This window comes from Cupriavidus sp. CP313 (genome assembly GCF_054072015.1).
Genome location: NZ_JBSVZB010000020.1, coordinates 111,793 through 128,653, shown reverse-complemented (window position 1 = coordinate 128,653; position 16,861 = coordinate 111,793). Strand labels below are relative to the sequence as shown.

Here is a 16,861-nt window from a genome sequence, read left to right as displayed (position 1 = left end):
CCCTACACCATGAATTCTGCAAACCGCAAACCGCTACCGGGCACCAAGCTGGATTACTTTGACGCGCGCGCCGCGGTCGAGGCAATCCAGCCGGGTGCCTACGACAAGCTGCCGTACACGTCGCGCGTGCTGGCAGAAAACCTGGTGCGCCGCTGCGATCCCGCCACGCTGACCGATTCGCTCAGGCAGCTGATCGAGCGCAAGCGCGAGCTGGACTTCCCGTGGTTCCCCGCGCGCGTGGTGTGCCATGACATCCTGGGCCAGACCGCGCTGGTGGACCTGGCCGGCCTGCGCGACGCCATTGCCGACCAGGGCGGCGACCCCGCCAAGGTCAACCCGGTGGTGCCGGTGCAGCTGATCGTCGATCACTCGCTGGCGGTGGAGTGCGGCGGCTTCGACCCCGATGCCTTCGCCAAGAACCGCGCCATCGAAGACCGCCGCAACGAAGACCGCTTCCATTTCATCGACTGGACCAAGCAGGCGTTCAAGAACGTCGACGTGATCCCGCCGGGCAACGGCATCATGCACCAGATCAACCTGGAGAAGATGTCGCCGGTGATCCACGCTGATAGTGGCGTGGCCTACCCCGATACCTGCGTCGGCACCGACAGCCACACCCCGCATGTGGATGCGCTGGGCGTGATCGCCATCGGCGTGGGCGGCCTGGAAGCCGAGAACGTGATGCTCGGCCGTGCCTCGTGGATGCGCCTGCCGGATATCGTCGGCGTGGAGCTGACCGGCAAGCGCCAGCCCGGCATCACCGCCACCGACATCGTGCTGGCCCTGACTGAATTCCTGCGCAAGGAGAAAGTGGTCGGCGCCTACCTGGAGTTCCGCGGCGAAGGCGCCTCGAGCCTGACGCTCGGCGACCGTGCCACCATCTCCAACATGGCCCCGGAGTACGGCGCCACCGCGGCGATGTTCTTTATCGATGAGCAGACCATCGACTACCTGCGCCTGACCGGCCGCGACGACGCGCAGCTCAAGCTGGTCGAGACGTATGCCAGGACCGCCGGCCTGTGGGCCGACTCGCTGAAGAACGCCGACTACGAGCGCGTGCTGACGTTCGACCTGTCGAGCGTGGTGCGCAACATGGCCGGCCCGTCCAACCCGCACAAGCGCCTGCCGACCTCCGCGCTGGCCGAGCGCGGCATCGCCGTCGACCTGGACAAGGCCCGCGCGCAGGAAGCCGAAGGCCTGATGCCGGACGGCGCCGTGATCATCGCCGCCATCACCAGCTGCACCAACACCAGCAACCCGCGCAACGTGATCGCCGCCGCGCTGCTGGCGCGCAACGCCAATGCGCGCGGCCTGACCCGCAAGCCGTGGGTCAAGTCGTCGCTGGCGCCGGGCTCCAAGGCAGTCGAGCTGTACCTGGAAGAAGCCAGGCTGCTGCCGGACCTGGAAAAGCTTGGCTTCGGCATCGTCGCCTTTGCCTGCACCACCTGCAACGGCATGTCCGGCGCGCTGGACCCGAAGATCCAGCAAGAGATCATCGACCGCGACCTGTACGCGACGGCAGTGCTGTCCGGCAACCGCAACTTCGACGGCCGCATCCACCCGTACGCCAAGCAGGCCTTCCTGGCCTCGCCGCCGCTGGTAGTGGCCTATGCCATTGCCGGCACCATCCGCTTCGATATCGAAAAGGACGTGCTGGGCACGGACCAGGACGGCAAGCCGGTCTACCTGAAGGACATCTGGCCGAGCGACGAAGAAATCGACGCGATCGTGGCGCAGAGCGTCAAGCCCGAGCAGTTCCGCAAGGTCTACGAGCCGATGTTCGCCATCACCGCAGCCAGCGGCGAGTCTGCCAGCCCGCTGTACGACTGGCGCCCGCAGAGCACCTATATCCGCCGTCCGCCCTATTGGGAAGGCGCGCTGGCCGGCGAGCGCACGCTCAAGGCGCTGCGTCCGCTGGCGGTGCTGGGCGACAACATCACCACCGATCACCTGTCGCCGTCCAACGCGATCATGCTCAACAGCGCCGCCGGGGAATATCTGGCCAAGATGGGCCTGCCGGAAGAGGACTTCAACTCGTACGCGACCCACCGCGGCGACCACCTGACCGCGCAGCGCGCCACCTTTGCCAACCCCACGCTGATCAACGAGATGGCCGTGGTCGACGGCCAGGTCAAGAAGGGTTCGCTGGCGCGCATCGAGCCGGAAGGCAAGGTCGTGCGCATGTGGGAAGCCATCGAGACCTATATGGAGCGCAAGCAGCCGCTGATCATCATCGCCGGCGCGGACTATGGCCAGGGCTCGTCGCGCGACTGGGCCGCCAAGGGCGTGCGCCTGGCCGGCGTCGAGGTCATCGTCGCCGAGGGCTTCGAGCGCATCCACCGCACCAACCTGATCGGCATGGGCGTGCTGCCGCTGGAGTTCAAGCCGGGCGTGAACCGCCTGACGCTGGGCCTGGACGGCACCGAGACCTATGACGTGATCGGCGAGCGCCAGCCGCGCGCCACGCTGACGCTGGTGGTGAACCGCAAGAACGGCGAGCGCGTGGAAGTGCCGGTGACCTGCCGCCTCGACAGCGACGAGGAAGTGTCGATCTACGAAGCCGGCGGCGTGCTGCAGCGCTTCGCGCAGGACTTCCTTGAGTCGACCCGTGCGGCTGCATAAGCTGTGACATGGGCCCGGGGGGCATGTGTGTCGGCCCGGGCGGCGTGTGTGCCGCCCGGGCCAACCAGGACAAAGATTTCCATGGCTCACGTACCCCAGATCAAGATTCCCGCCACCTATATCCGTGGCGGCACCAGCAAAGGCGTGTTCTTCCGCCTGCAGGACTTGCCGGAAGCGGCACAAGTGCCCGGCCCGGCGCGCGACGCGCTGCTGATGCGCGTGATCGGCAGCCCCGACCCCTATGGCAAGCAGATCGACGGCATGGGCGCCGCCACCTCCAGCACCAGCAAGACCGTCATCGTGTCGAAGAGCACGCGTCCCGACCACGATGTCGACTACCTGTTCGGCCAGGTCTCGATCGACCAGCCCTTTGTCGACTGGAGCGGCAACTGCGGCAACCTGTCGGCAGCGGTCGGTCCCTTTGCCATCAGCGCCGGTCTGGTCGATGCCAGCCGCATCCCGCAGAACGGCGTTGCCGTGGTGCGCATCTGGCAGGCCAATATCGGCAAGACCATCATCGGCCATGTGCCCGTCACCAACGGTGAAGTGCAGGAAACCGGCGATTTCGAGCTGGATGGCGTGACCTTCCCGGCCGCCGAAGTGCAGCTTGAGTTCATGGACCCGGCCGCCGAGGAAGAAGGCGCCGGCGGCGCGATGTTCCCCACCGGCAACGTGGTCGACGACCTCGAAGTGCCGGGCGTGGGCACGCTCAAGGCCACCATGATCAACGCCGGCATCCCGACCATCTTCGTCAACGCCGAGAGCATCGGCTACACCGGCACCGAGCTGCAGGAGGCCATCAACAGCGACACCAGGGCGCTGGCGATGTTCGAGACCATCCGTGCCTACGGCGCGCTGCGCATGGGCCTGATCAAGAACGTGGACGAGGCTGCCAAGCGCCAGCACACGCCCAAGGTGGCCTTTGTCGCCAAGCCGGTCGACTACGTCGCCTCCAGCGGCAAGAAGGTGGCCGCGGCCGATGTGGACCTGCTGGTGCGCGCGCTGTCGATGGGCAAGCTGCACCACGCCATGATGGGCACGGCAGCAGTGGCGATCGGCACTGCCGCCGCCATTCCCGGCACGCTGGTCAACCTGGCCGCCGGCGGCGGCGAGCGCAACGCGGTGCGTTTCGGGCATCCGTCCGGCACGCTGCGCGTGGGCGCCGAGGCGCAGCAGGTCGATGGCGAATGGTCGGTCAGGAAGGCCATCATGAGCCGCAGCGCGCGCGTGCTGATGGAAGGCTGGGTGCGCGTGCCCGGCGACGCGTTCTGAGCTGAGCCGCACCCGCGAGGCCGATCATGTCCACCGACACGCCGTCCGCGCAACGCCCCGATCCGGACCAGGTGCTGGTCGACATCGTCGACTATGTCACCCGGTACGAGATCAAGAGCGGCCTCGCCTACGACACCGCCCGCAACTGCCTGATCGACACGCTCGGTTGCGGGCTGGAGGCCCTCTCCTACCCGGCCTGCACCAAGCTGCTGGGCCCCATCGTTCCGGGCACGATCGTGCCCAACGGCGCGCGCGTGCCGGGCACCCAGTTCCAGCTCGATCCGGTCCAGGCCGCGTTCAATATCGGCGCGATGATCCGCTGGCTGGACTTCAACGACACCTGGCTCGCGGCCGAATGGGGTCATCCGTCGGACAATCTGGGCGGCATCCTGGCCACCGCTGACTGGATCTCGCGCACCAACGTCGCCGCCGGGCGCAAGCCGCTGACGATGAAGACGGTGCTGGCGGCGATGATCAAGGCGCACGAGATCCAGGGCTGCATCGCGCTGGAGAATTCGTTCAACCAGGTCGGGCTGGACCACGTGGTGCTGGTCAAGGTGGCCTCCACTGCCGTGGTCGCGCAGATGCTCGGCCTCACGCGCGACGAGATCCTCAATGCCGTATCGCTGGCCTGGGTCGACGGCCAGAGCCTGCGCACCTACCGCCACGCCCCCAACACCGGCAGCCGCAAGAGCTGGGCCGCCGGCGACGCCACCAGCCGCGCGGTGCGGCTGGCGCTGATCGCCCGCACCGGCGAGATGGGCTATCCGTCGGTGCTGACGGCAAGGACCTGGGGCTTCTACGACGTGCTGTTCAAGGGGCAGCCGTTCCGCTTCCAGCGGCCGTATGGGTCATATGTGATGGAGAACATCCTGTTCAAGATCTCGTACCCGGCTGAATTCCACGCGCAGACCGCGGTGGAGGCAGCCATGCAGCTGCACGGCGCGCTGGCGCTCGCGGGGCGCAGCGCGGCGGATATCGCCGCCATCACCATCCGCACCCACGAGGCCTGCCTGCGCATCATCGACAAGCAGGGTCCGCTCAGCAATCCGGCGGATCGCGACCACTGCATCCAGTACATGGTGGCCGTGCCGCTGCTGTTCGGCCGCCTGACCGCCGCCGACTACGAAGACAAGGTTGCGGCCGATCCGCGCATCGACGCGCTGCGCGGCAAGATCACCTGCGTGGAAGACCCCGCACTGACGCGCGACTACCACGACCCCGGCAAGCGCTCGATCGCCAATGCGCTGACCGTGACGTTGATCGACGGCACCGTGCTGGACGAGGTGCTGGTCGAATACCCGCTCGGCCACAAGCGCCGCCGCGCCGAGGGCATCCCGCTGCTGGTGGAGAAATTCCGCACCAACCTCGCCCGCCGCTTCCCGCCGAAACAGCAGCAGGCCATCCTGGCCGCGTCGTTGGACCAGGCGCGGCTGGAGGCCATCCCGGTCAATGAGTACCTCGACATGTATGCGATCTGAGTTATCGCCCCGGCACTTTCATGCCGAATCGGCATAACCCTGGCGCGCGCCTCCCGCACAAATTTCTCCTGACGTATAGTCTTTGCCGCTGCCGGCAACCGGGCCCTGCAACACAGGCCCCCGTTGCCGGCAGCCACTGACTGAACACGGACGGCACCATTCCACCCATAAGGTATGTCGGGCCGAATCCAGTACGGGCCACACGTTCGTATAAATACCGAGGAGAACCATGAAGCCAATCACCCGCGTCACCACGCTGGCTGCCGCCCTGCTGTCGGCGAGCCTGATCACCGGCACTGCCCACGCGCAGCTCGCCCCCGCCGCACAACCTGCCGCCGCACCCGCCACAGCCCAGGCCGAAGCCCGCAAGGCCAATATCGTCATCATCGGCACCGGCGGCACCATTGCCGGCGCCGGCGCATCGGCGACCAACACCGCGGCCTACCAGTCCGCCGTGGTGCCGGTCGACAAGATCATCGCCTCGGTGCCCGAGATCTCCAAGGTCGCCAACGTCAAGGGTGAGCAGATCTTCCAGATCGGTTCGGAGAGCTTCAATAACGAACGCCTTCTGAAGCTGGCCAAGCGCGTATCGGAACTGCTCAAGCAGCCGGACGTGGACGGCATCGTCATTACGCACGGCACCGATACCATCGAGGAAACCGCTTACTTCCTGAACCTGACGCTCAAGAGCGACAAGCCGGTGGTGGTGGTGGGCTCGATGCGCCCGGGCACCGCGCTGGGCGCCGATGGCGCGCTCAACCTGTACGACGCCGTGCTGGTCGCCTCCAACCCTGCCTCCAAGGGCAAGGGCACGCTGGCCGTGCTGAACGACGAGATCCACACCGGCCGCGACGTCACCAAGAGCAACACCTTCAAGACCGAGACCTTCCGCTCGCCGTTCGGCCCGCTGGGCTACGTGGTCGAAGGCCGCACGCTGTTCTACCGCCTGCCGGCGCGTCCGCACACGCAGCAGACGCAGTGGGACATCGACAAGATCGACAAGCTGCCTGAAGTGGCGGTGCTCTACGCCTACGGCAACGCCAATCCGGCCGCGGTCGACGCCGCGGTGAAGAGCGGTGCCAAGGCCATCATCTATGCCGCCACCGGCAACGGCAGCGTCGGCGACTACATGGTCGAGTCGCTCAAGGCCGCGCGCGCCAAGGGCGTGCAGATCGTGCGCGCCTCGCGCACCGGCAGCGGCGTGGTGGTCCGCAATGCAGAGCAGCCGGATGACAAGTACGACTGGATTGTCACCGACGACCAGCTGCCGCAGAAGGCACGCATCCTGATGGCGCTGGCGCTGACGCAGAGCAACGACACCAAGGCGCTGCAGCAAGTCTTCTGGAAATACTGATGAGGTCGTGGAGCAAGCGGTATCGCCGCTAGACGCTCCTGCCCTCTCCCCCGGCCCCTCTCCCGTACGCGGGAGAGGGGAGCAAACCGGCGGCTGCATCGGCTGGCACCAGCTTCCCGGCCTCCTCCCCTGCGTTTTCCCCTTAGTCCCGTTCCAGCCATTGCCTTGGCGATTGGCCCAGCCGTGCCGTAAACGCACGCGACAGCGCGGACGCATTGGCATAGCCCAACTCCAGCGCCACGGATTTCACCGGGCGGCCCAGCCGCAACTGCGCCTGCGCCAGCGTCAGGCGCCAGTCGGTCAGGTAGTCGGCCGGCGGCTGCCCCACGACATGCCGGAAGGTCGCGGCAAAGGCGCTGCGCGACATGCCTGCGCGCGCCGCCATGCGCGGCAGGTCCCACGGCTCGCCCGGCGCCTCGTGCAGCGCCACCAGCGCGCGTGCCAGGCGCGGGTCGGACAGGCCGGCAATCAGGCCCGCCTGGATGCCGGCCTCCTGGTGGTGGTCGATCAGCCAGCGCAGCAGCTGGATCAGCACTACCTCGAACAACCGGTCGGCCAGCAGGCGGTGGCCGCAGCGCACCTGGCCGGCCTCGGCAAACAGCAGCGCCAGCGACTGCTCCAGGCCAGCCACGTGCGCCAGCGGCAAGGCGATCAGCGGCGGCAGCGCGCGCACTACCGGGTTGCGCGCACCTCCGTCGAAGTCCAGCGCTGCACAGGTGAAATCCGAGCCTTCCTGCGGGGGGTTGTGGAACATGTGGTGGACCGGGCGCGGGTAGAACAACAGCGTGGGCTCGTCAAAGCGCAGGCTGCCCGGCAGGCCCATGCCAGGCGGGTGCCGCAGCTCCAGTTCGCCGCGGCGCAGGACATGCAGGAAGCCACGGCCCGGCTGCGCCGCGAACTGGGTCAGTCCGCACAGCGGCCCCTGATGGAACAGGTGGGCGCGCGCGCGAAACCGCTCCAGCAGCGCGGAGAGACGGTCGATGGGTTCGGACATGGCAGTCTGGACGAATTGGTATGTACACAGGACTTTACGCACCCAATGGTACTCGATGGTTGCCCATACTGCAGTCAAGGCGATCGCAACTGCCTTGTCCTTTCAACCTGTACCAAGGAGTCCACCATGTCCCGCGTTCCCCTCGTCAATCCCGCCACCGCCACGGGCGACAGCCAGGCCCTGCTGGCCGAGATCCACGGTGCTTTCGGCGTCGCCCCGAACATGTTCCGCGCCGTCGCCAATTCCCCCGCTGCGTTGCGCAGCATGTGGGGCGCGTTCGGTGCGCTCGGCGGCGGTGTGCTGGGTGCGGCCCTGGGCGAGAAGATCGCCGTGGCCGTGGCCGATCGAAACCAGTGTGAATACTGCCTCGCCGCCCACACCGCGCTCGGCCAGAAGGCCGGCGCCACCGTCCAGGAAATGTCCGAGGCGCAGGCTGGCCGGGCGCAGGATGCACAGACCGCCGCGGCGCTGTCGTTCGCGCTCAAGCTGGTCAACCACCGCGGCCAGGTCAGCGATGCCGATGTGGCGCAATTGCGTGAGGCTGGCTTCAACGACGAACAGATCGTCGAGATCCTGGCGCATGTGGCGCTGAACCTGTTCACCAACTACGTGAACGTCGCCTTCGCGGTGCCGGTAGATTTTCCGAAGATCAAGCTGCGCGCGGCTGCATGACCTGCCGCAACCGGGTACGCGGTGGCGGCCTTCAGGCCGCCGCGCGCGTGCTCTCGGTCATCAGCCGGGCCTCGATGAAGATCCGGCTGACCTGAGGGAACCGCGCCCGGATGCGGCGCTCGATCCGGTCGATGGCGCCCGCGGCGCCGTTGGCAACCGTTTCCGGATGGAATTGCACGTCCAGCGTCACCAGCACCTCGGCCGGCCCAAGATGCATGGTCAGCGGCATGCCGGCTGACTGGACCGCGGGGTCGTCCAGCACGATCTGGCGCATGGCGCTTGCCATCTCCTTGTCGATTCCCTCGCCCACCAGCAGGCTGCGGCTCTGCACGATCAGCAGCGTGGCCACGCCGGCTAGCAGCAGCCCGATCAGCAATGAGGCCGCCCCATCCAGCACCGGCATATTGAGCCGATGGCTGGCATACACCCCCAGTGCGGCGATCACCAGACCGGCCAGCGCCGTAGCGTCCTCGGCCAGCACGGTCACCGTGGTCGGATCCTTGCTGTTGCGCACTGCGCGCCAGAACGGCACCTCACCCTTTTCCTGCAGGAACGCGCGCAGCGCAATGCTGAAGCTGGCGCTTTCGAACACCAGCGCAAAGCCCAGCACGATGTAGTTCCAGTGCGGATCGGTCAGCGGCGCCGGGTCCAGCATATGCAGCACGCCCTCATAGGCCGAGATGCCGCCGCCAACGCCGAACAGCAGCACGGCGACCATCAGGCTCCAGAAATACAGTTCCTTGCCGTACCCGAACGGGTGCATGGCATCGGCCGGCCGGCGGCTGCGCGCCATGCCTACCAGCAGCAACAGCTCATTGCCGGTGTCGACGGTGGAATGGATGGCCTCGGAAAGCATTGCCGAACTGCCGGTCACGCCGGCGACGACAAACTTGGTGGCAGCGATCGCCACGTTGGCGGCAATCGCGCCGTAGACAGCGATACGCGACCCCGAAGGTGCGGGGCTTGCCGGGAGCGTCTGGGGTGCGGCAGCCGCCGGGGACGTTGATGCCCCGCCCTGCTGCGCCGTTTCAGGCCCATGCTGCATCGCTTTCCTCCACGAAGCTGCCCCTTTGCATTGGGAGCAGATCGCGCCAGTGTACTGGCGCGCCTGGGTGTGAAGGTGAATTTCCGGCGGTTAATTGCGTTTTATACATTTGAAAACGGACGCACGATGCGTCCGCTCCGGATTCAGAACATGGCGCTGCTCATCAATGCCTTGGCCACCAGTACGCCCTCGTCCTGCGCTTCCGCATAGACCGACACGTCGGTGACCACCTGCCGGCGCCCACGCCGCACCACCATAGCCACCGCGCGCAGCGCCGCACCCTGTGCCGGGGCCAGGTACTGGATAGACAGCGAACTGGTCGCCCCGCCCTTCACTTCGTCGGCACTGGCGCCAGAAGCTGCCGCCGCGGCGCCGGCAATATCGATCAGCGTGGCAATGACGCCGCCATGGACGATGCTGCCGTGGGTCACGTTGGTCGGCAGGAACGGCATCTCCAGCTCGACATGATCGGGGGCCAGGCAGGCCAGCCGCACGCCTAGGGCGCGCGCCACCGGGGAGCCTATCAGGACGTTGTCGACCGTGGCGCGCATGCGTGGGTCAACGGTGACTTGGCGATCGTGCTGGAGGGGCAAGGTGGCGATGGCTTGGGGCATGGGTGGCTCCGGTCAGCATTGTGCAAGGTCGTGCATGAAGCGTATTCGGCTGGCAGGGCATGCTCAATTACTCGTCGCGTAGTTGTGACGTGCCCAGGCATTTAAGGGACGTACCATTCACATGAATGGCTGAATGACGCATCTTTGCACACACAAATACACATCGGATTGACCAACACATATCCGGTGTGTATAAATACACACGGCATGCGATGCGATCTTCCAAACTGATTCGGATTCTTGAGCAAGATGGCTGGACGCTCGCCCGTACTACCGGCAGCCATCACCACTTCAAACATCCTGAAAAGCGAGGCTTGGTAACGGTCCCGCATCCAAAGCAAGACCTGCCCACCGGAACGCTTCAGAGCATCCTCAAGGCTGCCGGCTTGCGATAGCCCACCGTTCTCGCCACCCACTACGCCATGCAGAAGAGTTCAATGGAGTTCCCGATCGCCATCCATAAGGAAGGTGGAACCGTTTATGGCGTAACGGTACCGGACGTCCCAGGCTGCCATTCCTGGGGTGAAACCATCGACGACGCCGTTCGCAACGCAAGAGAAGCCATCAGAGGCCACATTGCTACGCTGGTCGAGCTTGGCGAGCCGGTGAACGTCCGGTGCTCGACGATCGAAGAACTCATCGCGAAGGAAGAATACGCCGGCGCTATCTGGGCCCTGGCCGATGTGGATGTGAGCAAGCTGGATGCGCGACCGGAGCGCATCAATGTCAGTCTTCCGCGCTTCGTCTTGCAACAGATCGATGTGTACGTCGAAAAGCGCCATGAGACACGGAGTGGGTTCCTTGCCCGCGCAGCCCTGGCAGCGCTTGCCCAAGAACGCTAGGCGCAGGCGCGCGGGCCCTTTCGCAACAAAGGTTGGAGCCGGGTATAACCGCCTCAACCCTTATAATGTCCCCCCGTTTCACCCCCAACCCCTCCCGCCACCATGCCGTCGCCCTCAGAATCCGCCCCGCTCCGCCCTGAACCGGACCACGGCACCACGGATTCCACGCTGTCCGAGCGCCCGGACAGCCCCTGCATCGGCATCTGCTCGACGCTGTTCGACGAGATCTGCCAGGGCTGCGGCCGCACCGCGACCGAGGTCAGCAACTGGGTGTTCTTCAGCGAAGAGGAAAAACAGGTGGTCTGGGAGCGCATTACCCGCGAAGGCACGGGGAAGCGGTTCCGCCAGGGCTGAGGCTGCGGCGCTCAGCCGCCCGCCAGCCGCCGCTCCATATCTTCGATTTCACGCCGTTCCACGCGCTGCCGGGCAAGCTTGCGCCAGTTCTCGGCCAGCGGTGCCAGCTCTGACATTTCCGCGAGCGCGGCATAGTCCAGCCGGTCGACATACAGCACCTGCAGCAGGCGCTGCAGCGACCATCGCGGACAGGGGCGCGCCACCAGTTCCAGCGTATCGCCCGCCGCCACGTCGCCAGTCTCCAGTACACGGTAGTACCAGCCGGTGCGCAGGCTTTGCTGCACGGCGCGCGACATGCCTGCATAGCCGAATCGATGATTGAGCTTCCAGCACGGCTGGCGTGCCTGCGATACCTCCACCAGCGCCGAGCCCAGACGGAAGCGGTCGCCGATGCAGACGGCGGCCTCGGTCAGCCCGGTGGCGCTCAGGTTCTCGCCGAAGGCGCCCGGAACGTCGAGCACACCGTTGCCTTGCGCACCCTGCGCAGCCAGTTCCTCGCGCCACGCCGGGTAATGATCGAAGGCGTAGTGGTGCAGCGCCTTTTCCGGGCCACCGTGATGGCGCGGATCGCCCTGCCCGTCGCCTTCGAGTCCAAGCGCAGTCACGCGAATCCGCTCGCCAGCCACAGTCTTGGCGATGCCGCTGGGCACGCCCTTGGGCCCGAACGGGCGCACCTGTCCCGTCAACACGGCGCCAATCACCGCGCGCACAGGCGATGCCGGCTGGCTCATAGCCCGGCTTCCTCCAGCCAGCGCGCGAACATGCGCTCGCCGGCGGCCGCCACCGTGGCACCGACTTCCGCAGTACGCGCGCGGATGGTGCGCGGATCGATGCCGGCCTTGGCCAGCTCGACGGTATGGCCGATCAGCCAGGCCTCGATATCGCGCGGCATGACCTCGGGGTGGAATTGCAGCGCCAGCACCTGGTTGCCGATGGCATAGGCCTGGTTCTGTACCGCGGCGGTGGACGCCAGCAGTTGCGCGCCGGGCGGCAGGTCGAAGGTATCGCCATGCCAGTGCAGCACCTCCCAGTGGGCGGTGGCCAGTTCGGCCAGCGCGGAATCCTGTCCCGCCGGCGTAGGCGAAATCGGCGCCCAGCCGATCTCGCGCGTGCCCGCGTAGACGCGCGCGCCGGCAGCACGCGCGATCAGCTGCGCGCCCAGGCAAACCCCGATCATCTTGCCGCCAGCCGCCAGGCGTTGGCGGATCAAGGCGATCTCGGCCTCCAGCCAGGGATAGGCATCGGTTTCATAGACACCGATGGGGCCGCCCAGGATCAGCAGCAGATCGGCCGGATTGTCCGCGATGGGTGCCAGGTCATCGACACCGGCCTGGAACACCTGCAACGCGTGCCCGCGCGCGCGCAAGGCATTGCCGATCACGCCCGCATGTTCGAATGCGACGTGCTGGATCACATGAGTGGTACGCGTTGCCATCGGGGACTCCTGCCGGTCGAAAGGGGTCCCCATGGTAGCGTCAATTGCTGCACCCCGCGAAGACCATGGCAGGATATCGCCTATTTGCGAGCATTCTCAGCACGGCATGTCATGCCCTGCGCTATTTGGTCGCAGCCGGCACCAGGATCAGGGTATCTGGCGCAACCTGCTGCGGCAGCGATGGCACGGGCGGGATGGTCACGTACTCGACCGCCGCCCATTTGCCGGCCCAGTCGCGGTAGCGCGGCAACAGCGCGTTGCCTGACTGCCCGGTGGAGTCCATGAACCGCGACGCCTCCAGGTCCGCCAGGTCATAGAGCGCACGCACGCTGGCCGCGTGGGTGTTCTCGAACGGCGCCTTGTCGTCGCGCAGGTTGTGCCGGCCGACATTGACCGTATAGGTATCGCCGCCGGTCGGCACGCGCAGGTTGAACAGCGGCGACAGGTACGCGACCTTGCCGAAGGGCTTGTGCTCGGAGCGGGCCGTGTGCGCCTCGCCCCAGCGCCAGCGGGCGGAGTCGTCGCCATAGCGGCGCGACAGGTCCGCCATGGCCTGGGTCCAGGCGTCTGCAATGGCGTCGTCGCAGGTCTCGGCCGGGCGCGTATGCTGCCGGTCGCACCAGAACGCGCCCAGCGTACGCGGATCGCGCAGGATGTTGAGCATGGGCTGCTGCACGTTACGCTGGTCCCACAGGCGGGCAAAGATCGCCTCGCCCGCTTTCTCCTCGAACAGCCGCCGCGACAGTTCGCGCAGCCAGGCGGTGACCACCAGCGGCTCGGCGCGCGCCGGGTCCATGGTGCCGTCCCACTTGCGCAGCGCTTCCAGCAAGGCGCGTTCGCGCTCGGGCCGCGCTGCATCCCGGCTGACGGGCGCGGCCAGCAGCAGCGGCAAGGCATCGCGCACGGCCAGCGAGACCACGTCCTTCTGGATTGCCGCAAAGCTGTCGAAGCTGTGCCTGGGCGTGGCCGCCAGCAGCGCCTGGATCCGGTCAAAGCGATACGGCACGGTCCATTCGCTGGTGATGAAGTACGGGTAGTCCGGCGCAACGATGCGCTGGTTGGCCGTCACGATCACGCCGTCGGCCGGGTTGTAGCGGTGCGGCAGTGCCTCAAACGGAATAAAGCCGGTCCAGTCGTAGCGCGCGTCCCAGCCGGGCGCCGGAGCCAGCCCCTTGAGGTCGTTGTCGGCGCGGCGCAGCGGCACGCGTCCGGGCGCATAGAAGCCGATATTGCCGTCGACATCGGCATAGACAATGTTCTGCTGCGGCGAATGGAAGTCGCGCAGCGCCGCAGTGAAGCTGGCCCAGTCGCGCGCCTCGTTCATCCGCAGTCCCGCCTGGAAGGTGCGGTCGTCCGGGCGCAGCGCGGTCCACTGGAAGGCCACCACATACTGTGCGCCCAGCGGTCCTGCGGCAGCTGAAAGCGGCTCGGCCACATCGGAAATCACCGGGCCGTGGCGCGTGGCGCGGAGCTTCAGCACCACGTCCGGGGCGCCCTTGACGCGGATGGTCTCGGTGCGGGTCTCGAATGCAGCCCAGCCGTCCGGGGTCTGGTACTGGGTGTCGTTGCCGGGGCGCAGCCGTTCGATATACAGGTCCTGCACGTCGGGAGCGGTATTGGTCAGCCCCCAGGCGATGCGGTCGTTGTGCCCCAGCACCACCAGCGGCATGCCCGGCAGCGTGGCGCCGGTCACGTCCAGGCCGGGCGCCGTCATCCTGGCGAAATACCACAGCGCGGGCGCCTGCAGCCCGAGGTGCGGGTCATTGGCCAGCATCGGCTTGCCCGATTGCGTATGCGCGCCCGACACCACCCAGTTGTTCGAGCCCATGCCCTCGACATATCCCGGCGGCGCCTTGTCGCCGACGCTGGCCATGGCATTCGCCAGCGGTGCCAGTTGCTTGTACAGATGGCCGTAATCCATGGTGCGCACCGGCTGCTCGCCCGGATACGGCGCCAGCAACTCGCTGATGCGGGCCACCGGCAGCACTTGCGCCAGCCGCATGCGCAGGGTTTCCTGGGTCCAGTTGCCGCCCAGGTCCCAGGCCATCATGGTCTGCCAGCCCAGCGTATCGGCCGGCTCCCAGTGCTCGGGCTGCGCGCGCAGCAGCAGGAATTCAGGCGGCAGCGGGCCCTTGCGATGGTCGATCCAGGCATTGACGCCGTCGGCATAGGCCTGCAGCGCGGCACGGGTCTCGGGCGAGGCCTGCGCCAGGATGGCCTCGGCATTGCGCCGCACTCCCAGCGTGCGCAAGAACCTGTCGGTATCGAGCGCGGACGGCCCCAGGATCTCCGCGAGCCGGCCTGCCACGACGCGCTTGTTCATCTGCATCTGCCACAGCCGGTCCTGTGCATGGACGTAGCCCAGCGCAAACCAGGCGTCCGCCTTGCTGGCGGCGCGGATATGCGGCACGCCATGGCCGTCGCGCACGACCGTGACCTGGTCGCGCAAACCCGCCAGCGCTTCCTGGCCGGAAGCAGGCGGCTGCGCCGCATGGCGATACCAGACCAAGGCCCCGGCAGCGCCGGCCACCGCCAGCACCAGCAGCCCCACCACAAACCTGGCCAGCCGACCAAACCAGCGCATCGTTGCTCCCCCAATGACTTTTGTCGTTATGTTGTGCGTGTTTTCCGCGCATTATCCGCACGAAAAAATGCCCGGACCAGCCGGGCATTTCCCATATTGCATCAACGCCGCTCAATGCCGCATCAGGCCGCCGGCTTCTTCAGCTGCAGCGACTTGTACTCCAGGAATTCCTCCAGGCCGTACTTGCCCGCTTCGCGCCCGTTGCCGGACTGCTTGTAGCCGCCAAACGGCGCCTGCATATTGAACGGGCCGCCGTTGATATCGACCTGGCCGGTGCGGATGCGGCGCGCCACGCGGATCGCGCGTGCCTCGTCACCGGACCAGACCCCGCCGCCCAGGCCATAGATGCTGTCATTGGCGATGCGCACCGCGTCTTCCTCGGTGTCATAGCAGATGATCGACAGCACCGGCCCGAAGATCTCTTCCTGCGCCACGGTGGCACGCGGCTCCACGTTGCCGAGCACGGTCGGCTTGACGAAGAAGCCCTTGTCCAGCCCTTCCGGGGTGTCCGGACCGCCAGCGACCAGCTCGGCGCCCTCTTCCAGGCCTCGGCGGATATAGCCGGTCACACGGTCCTTCTGCACCGCGGAGATCAGCGGTCCCAGCTTGCTGGTTTCCTGCAGCGGATCGCCCACGGTAAAGCCCTCGACCACCTTCTGCGCGATCGCCTTCACTTCATCGTAACGGGCCCGCGGCACCAGCATGCGGGTGTGCGCCGAGCAGGTCTGGCCGGAATTCAGGAAGCAGGCATTGATGGTGCCCTTCACCGCCGACGGCAGGTCGGCGTCGTCCAGGATCACCGAAGCGGACTTGCCGCCCAGCTCCAGCGCCACGCGCTTGACGGTCTGCGAGCCCAGTTCCGACACGCGCTTGCCGGCACGGGTCGACCCCGTGAACGACACCATGTCGACTTCCGGGTGGCTGGCCAGCACCTCGCCCACCACCGGGCCATAGCCGGTCACCAGGTTGAACACGCCCGGCGGCAGGCCGGCGGCCTCGATCACCTCGGCCAGCACGAAGGCATTGAGCGGCGCCACCTCGGAGGGCTTGAGCACCACGGTGCAGCCGGCTGCCAGCGCCGGCGCCACCTTCAGCGTGATCTGGTTGAGCGGGAAGTTCCACGGCGTGATGGCGCCCACCACGCCCACGGGCTCGCGCACCACCAGGGAGTTGCCGACCTCTTCCTCGAAGCGGAAACCGTCCAGCAGCTTGGCGGCCTGGCCCCAGTTGTAGACCGGCCCGCCCACCTGGATCGCGCGCGCCAGCTTGATCGGCATGCCGACTTCGCCGGCGATCAGCTGGGCCAGCTCTTCGCTGCGCGCCTTCAGGCCTTCGGCGATCTTGGCGATATAGCCGGCACGCACTGCCGGCGGCGTGGCCGACCAGCTGTCGAAGGCCGCGCGGGCCGCCTGGATGGCATCCTCGGCGTCGCGCGCCGAGCCTTCGGGGATGGTGCCCATCACCGCCTCGGTGGCGGAGTGGATGACGTCGATCTTGCCGTTGCCGTGGGGAGCGACCCACTTGCCGTTAATAAAGAGTTTGTCTCGTTGTTGCATGGCCACAGTTCTCGGTTTGGTGAATTGGCGATTGCA

Annotated in this window: 15 protein-coding genes; 8 read left to right on the top strand and 7 right to left on the bottom strand. The window is 66.8% G+C overall.

Annotation, left to right across the window (positions count from 1 at the left end; translation table 11 throughout):
• Positions 1–9: 9 nt before the first annotated feature.
• The 4 genes from acnD to ACW4E8_RS25260 all read left to right on the top strand — a co-directional run bounded on the left by acnD (position 10) and on the right by ACW4E8_RS25260 (position 6,729).
• Positions 10–2,622, top strand: coding sequence for a Fe/S-dependent 2-methylisocitrate dehydratase AcnD (gene acnD, locus ACW4E8_RS25275; protein WP_456807017.1), 2,613 nt, complete (start codon positions 10–12; stop codon positions 2,620–2,622).
• Between the two features lie 81 nt (positions 2,623–2,703).
• Positions 2,704–3,894, top strand: coding sequence for a 2-methylaconitate cis-trans isomerase PrpF (gene prpF / locus ACW4E8_RS25270; RefSeq protein ID WP_456807016.1), 1,191 nt, complete (start codon positions 2,704–2,706; stop codon positions 3,892–3,894).
• A 26-nt stretch (positions 3,895–3,920) separates the two neighbouring features.
• Positions 3,921–5,375 (top strand): bifunctional 2-methylcitrate dehydratase/aconitate hydratase, encoded by a 1,455-nt coding sequence (locus ACW4E8_RS25265; RefSeq protein WP_456807015.1) that lies wholly within the window; start codon positions 3,921–3,923, stop codon positions 5,373–5,375.
• Between the two features lie 229 nt (positions 5,376–5,604).
• Entirely contained in the window at positions 5,605–6,729 is a 1,125-nt protein-coding gene (locus ACW4E8_RS25260) for an asparaginase (RefSeq protein WP_456807014.1), read from the top strand.
• A gap of 142 nt (positions 6,730–6,871) precedes the next feature.
• On the opposite strand, the gene ACW4E8_RS25255 is transcribed toward ACW4E8_RS25260, so the two are convergent.
• Positions 6,872–7,723: an AraC family transcriptional regulator gene (locus ACW4E8_RS25255; protein WP_456807013.1), complete on the bottom strand. Its 852-nt coding sequence runs from the start codon at positions 7,721–7,723 to the stop codon at positions 6,872–6,874.
• 126 nt (positions 7,724–7,849) lie between these two features.
• Here ACW4E8_RS25255 and ACW4E8_RS25250 point away from each other — a divergent pair, with 126 nt between their 5' ends.
• On the top strand, positions 7,850–8,395 hold the full coding sequence (locus tag ACW4E8_RS25250; RefSeq protein ID WP_456807012.1) for a carboxymuconolactone decarboxylase family protein: 546 nt from the start codon (positions 7,850–7,852) through the stop codon (positions 8,393–8,395).
• Positions 8,396–8,426: 31 nt separating this feature from the next.
• Here ACW4E8_RS25250 and ACW4E8_RS25245 read toward each other — a convergent pair whose 3' ends face one another.
• On the bottom strand, positions 8,427–9,440 hold the full coding sequence (locus ACW4E8_RS25245; protein ID WP_456807011.1) for a cation diffusion facilitator family transporter: 1,014 nt from the start codon (positions 9,438–9,440) through the stop codon (positions 8,427–8,429).
• 143 nt (positions 9,441–9,583) lie between these two features.
• Entirely contained in the window at positions 9,584–10,054 is a 471-nt protein-coding gene (locus tag ACW4E8_RS25240) for a PaaI family thioesterase (protein ID WP_456807010.1), read from the bottom strand.
• 212 nt (positions 10,055–10,266) lie between these two features.
• Here ACW4E8_RS25240 and ACW4E8_RS25235 point away from each other — a divergent pair, with 212 nt between their 5' ends.
• The 3 genes from ACW4E8_RS25235 to ACW4E8_RS25225 all read left to right on the top strand — a co-directional run bounded on the left by ACW4E8_RS25235 (position 10,267) and on the right by ACW4E8_RS25225 (position 11,250).
• The gene (locus tag ACW4E8_RS25235; protein WP_432260156.1) at positions 10,267–10,449 is read left to right on the top strand and encodes a type II toxin-antitoxin system HicA family toxin; all 183 of its coding nucleotides are present in this window, start codon (positions 10,267–10,269) and stop codon (positions 10,447–10,449) included.
• Between the two features lie 42 nt (positions 10,450–10,491).
• Entirely contained in the window at positions 10,492–10,896 is a 405-nt protein-coding gene (locus ACW4E8_RS25230; RefSeq protein WP_456807009.1) for a type II toxin-antitoxin system HicB family antitoxin, read from the top strand.
• Between the two features lie 102 nt (positions 10,897–10,998).
• Positions 10,999–11,250: a DUF1289 domain-containing protein gene (locus ACW4E8_RS25225; RefSeq protein ID WP_456807008.1), complete on the top strand. Its 252-nt coding sequence runs from the start codon at positions 10,999–11,001 to the stop codon at positions 11,248–11,250.
• An 11-nt stretch (positions 11,251–11,261) separates the two neighbouring features.
• Here ACW4E8_RS25225 and ACW4E8_RS25220 read toward each other — a convergent pair whose 3' ends face one another.
• The 4 genes from ACW4E8_RS25220 to ACW4E8_RS25205 form a co-directional block, all read right to left on the bottom strand.
• The gene (locus ACW4E8_RS25220) at positions 11,262–11,981 is read right to left on the bottom strand and encodes an MOSC domain-containing protein (RefSeq protein ID WP_456807007.1); all 720 of its coding nucleotides are present in this window, start codon (positions 11,979–11,981) and stop codon (positions 11,262–11,264) included.
• Positions 11,978–12,685, bottom strand: coding sequence for a glutamine amidotransferase (locus ACW4E8_RS25215; protein WP_456807006.1), 708 nt, complete (start codon positions 12,683–12,685; stop codon positions 11,978–11,980). Before ACW4E8_RS25215 ends, ACW4E8_RS25220 begins: the two co-directional genes overlap by 4 nt.
• 121 nt (positions 12,686–12,806) lie before the next feature.
• Positions 12,807–15,269, bottom strand: coding sequence for a penicillin acylase family protein (locus tag ACW4E8_RS25210; protein WP_456807005.1), 2,463 nt, complete (start codon positions 15,267–15,269; stop codon positions 12,807–12,809).
• Between the two features lie 122 nt (positions 15,270–15,391).
• A complete protein-coding gene (locus ACW4E8_RS25205; RefSeq protein WP_340527425.1) occupies positions 15,392–16,825 on the bottom strand; it encodes an aldehyde dehydrogenase family protein in 1,434 nt (477 codons plus the stop codon).
• Positions 16,826–16,861 lie beyond the last annotated feature (36 nt).

Excerpts from the sequence above, each read along its gene's own strand:
- acnD (WP_456807017.1), top strand. The coding sequence starts at position 10 with ATGAATTCTGCAAACCGCAAACCGCTACCGGGCACCAAGCTGGATTAC.
- prpF (WP_456807016.1), top strand. The coding sequence starts at position 2,704 with ATGGCTCACGTACCCCAGATCAAGATTCCCGCCACCTATATCCGTGGC.
- ACW4E8_RS25265 (WP_456807015.1), top strand. The coding sequence starts at position 3,921 with ATGTCCACCGACACGCCGTCCGCGCAACGCCCCGATCCGGACCAGGTG.
- ACW4E8_RS25260 (WP_456807014.1), top strand. The coding sequence starts at position 5,605 with ATGAAGCCAATCACCCGCGTCACCACGCTGGCTGCCGCCCTGCTGTCG.
- ACW4E8_RS25255 (WP_456807013.1), bottom strand. The coding sequence starts at position 7,723 with ATGTCCGAACCCATCGACCGTCTCTCCGCGCTGCTGGAGCGGTTTCGC.
- ACW4E8_RS25250 (WP_456807012.1), top strand. The coding sequence starts at position 7,850 with ATGTCCCGCGTTCCCCTCGTCAATCCCGCCACCGCCACGGGCGACAGC.
- ACW4E8_RS25245 (WP_456807011.1), bottom strand. The coding sequence starts at position 9,440 with ATGCAGCATGGGCCTGAAACGGCGCAGCAGGGCGGGGCATCAACGTCC.
- ACW4E8_RS25240 (WP_456807010.1), bottom strand. The coding sequence starts at position 10,054 with ATGCCCCAAGCCATCGCCACCTTGCCCCTCCAGCACGATCGCCAAGTC.
- ACW4E8_RS25235 (WP_432260156.1), top strand. The coding sequence starts at position 10,267 with ATGCGATCTTCCAAACTGATTCGGATTCTTGAGCAAGATGGCTGGACG.
- ACW4E8_RS25230 (WP_456807009.1), top strand. The coding sequence starts at position 10,492 with ATGGAGTTCCCGATCGCCATCCATAAGGAAGGTGGAACCGTTTATGGC.
- ACW4E8_RS25225 (WP_456807008.1), top strand. The coding sequence starts at position 10,999 with ATGCCGTCGCCCTCAGAATCCGCCCCGCTCCGCCCTGAACCGGACCAC.
- ACW4E8_RS25220 (WP_456807007.1), bottom strand. The coding sequence starts at position 11,981 with ATGAGCCAGCCGGCATCGCCTGTGCGCGCGGTGATTGGCGCCGTGTTG.
- ACW4E8_RS25215 (WP_456807006.1), bottom strand. The coding sequence starts at position 12,685 with ATGGCAACGCGTACCACTCATGTGATCCAGCACGTCGCATTCGAACAT.
- ACW4E8_RS25210 (WP_456807005.1), bottom strand. The coding sequence starts at position 15,269 with ATGCGCTGGTTTGGTCGGCTGGCCAGGTTTGTGGTGGGGCTGCTGGTG.
- ACW4E8_RS25205 (WP_340527425.1), bottom strand. The coding sequence starts at position 16,825 with ATGCAACAACGAGACAAACTCTTTATTAACGGCAAGTGGGTCGCTCCC.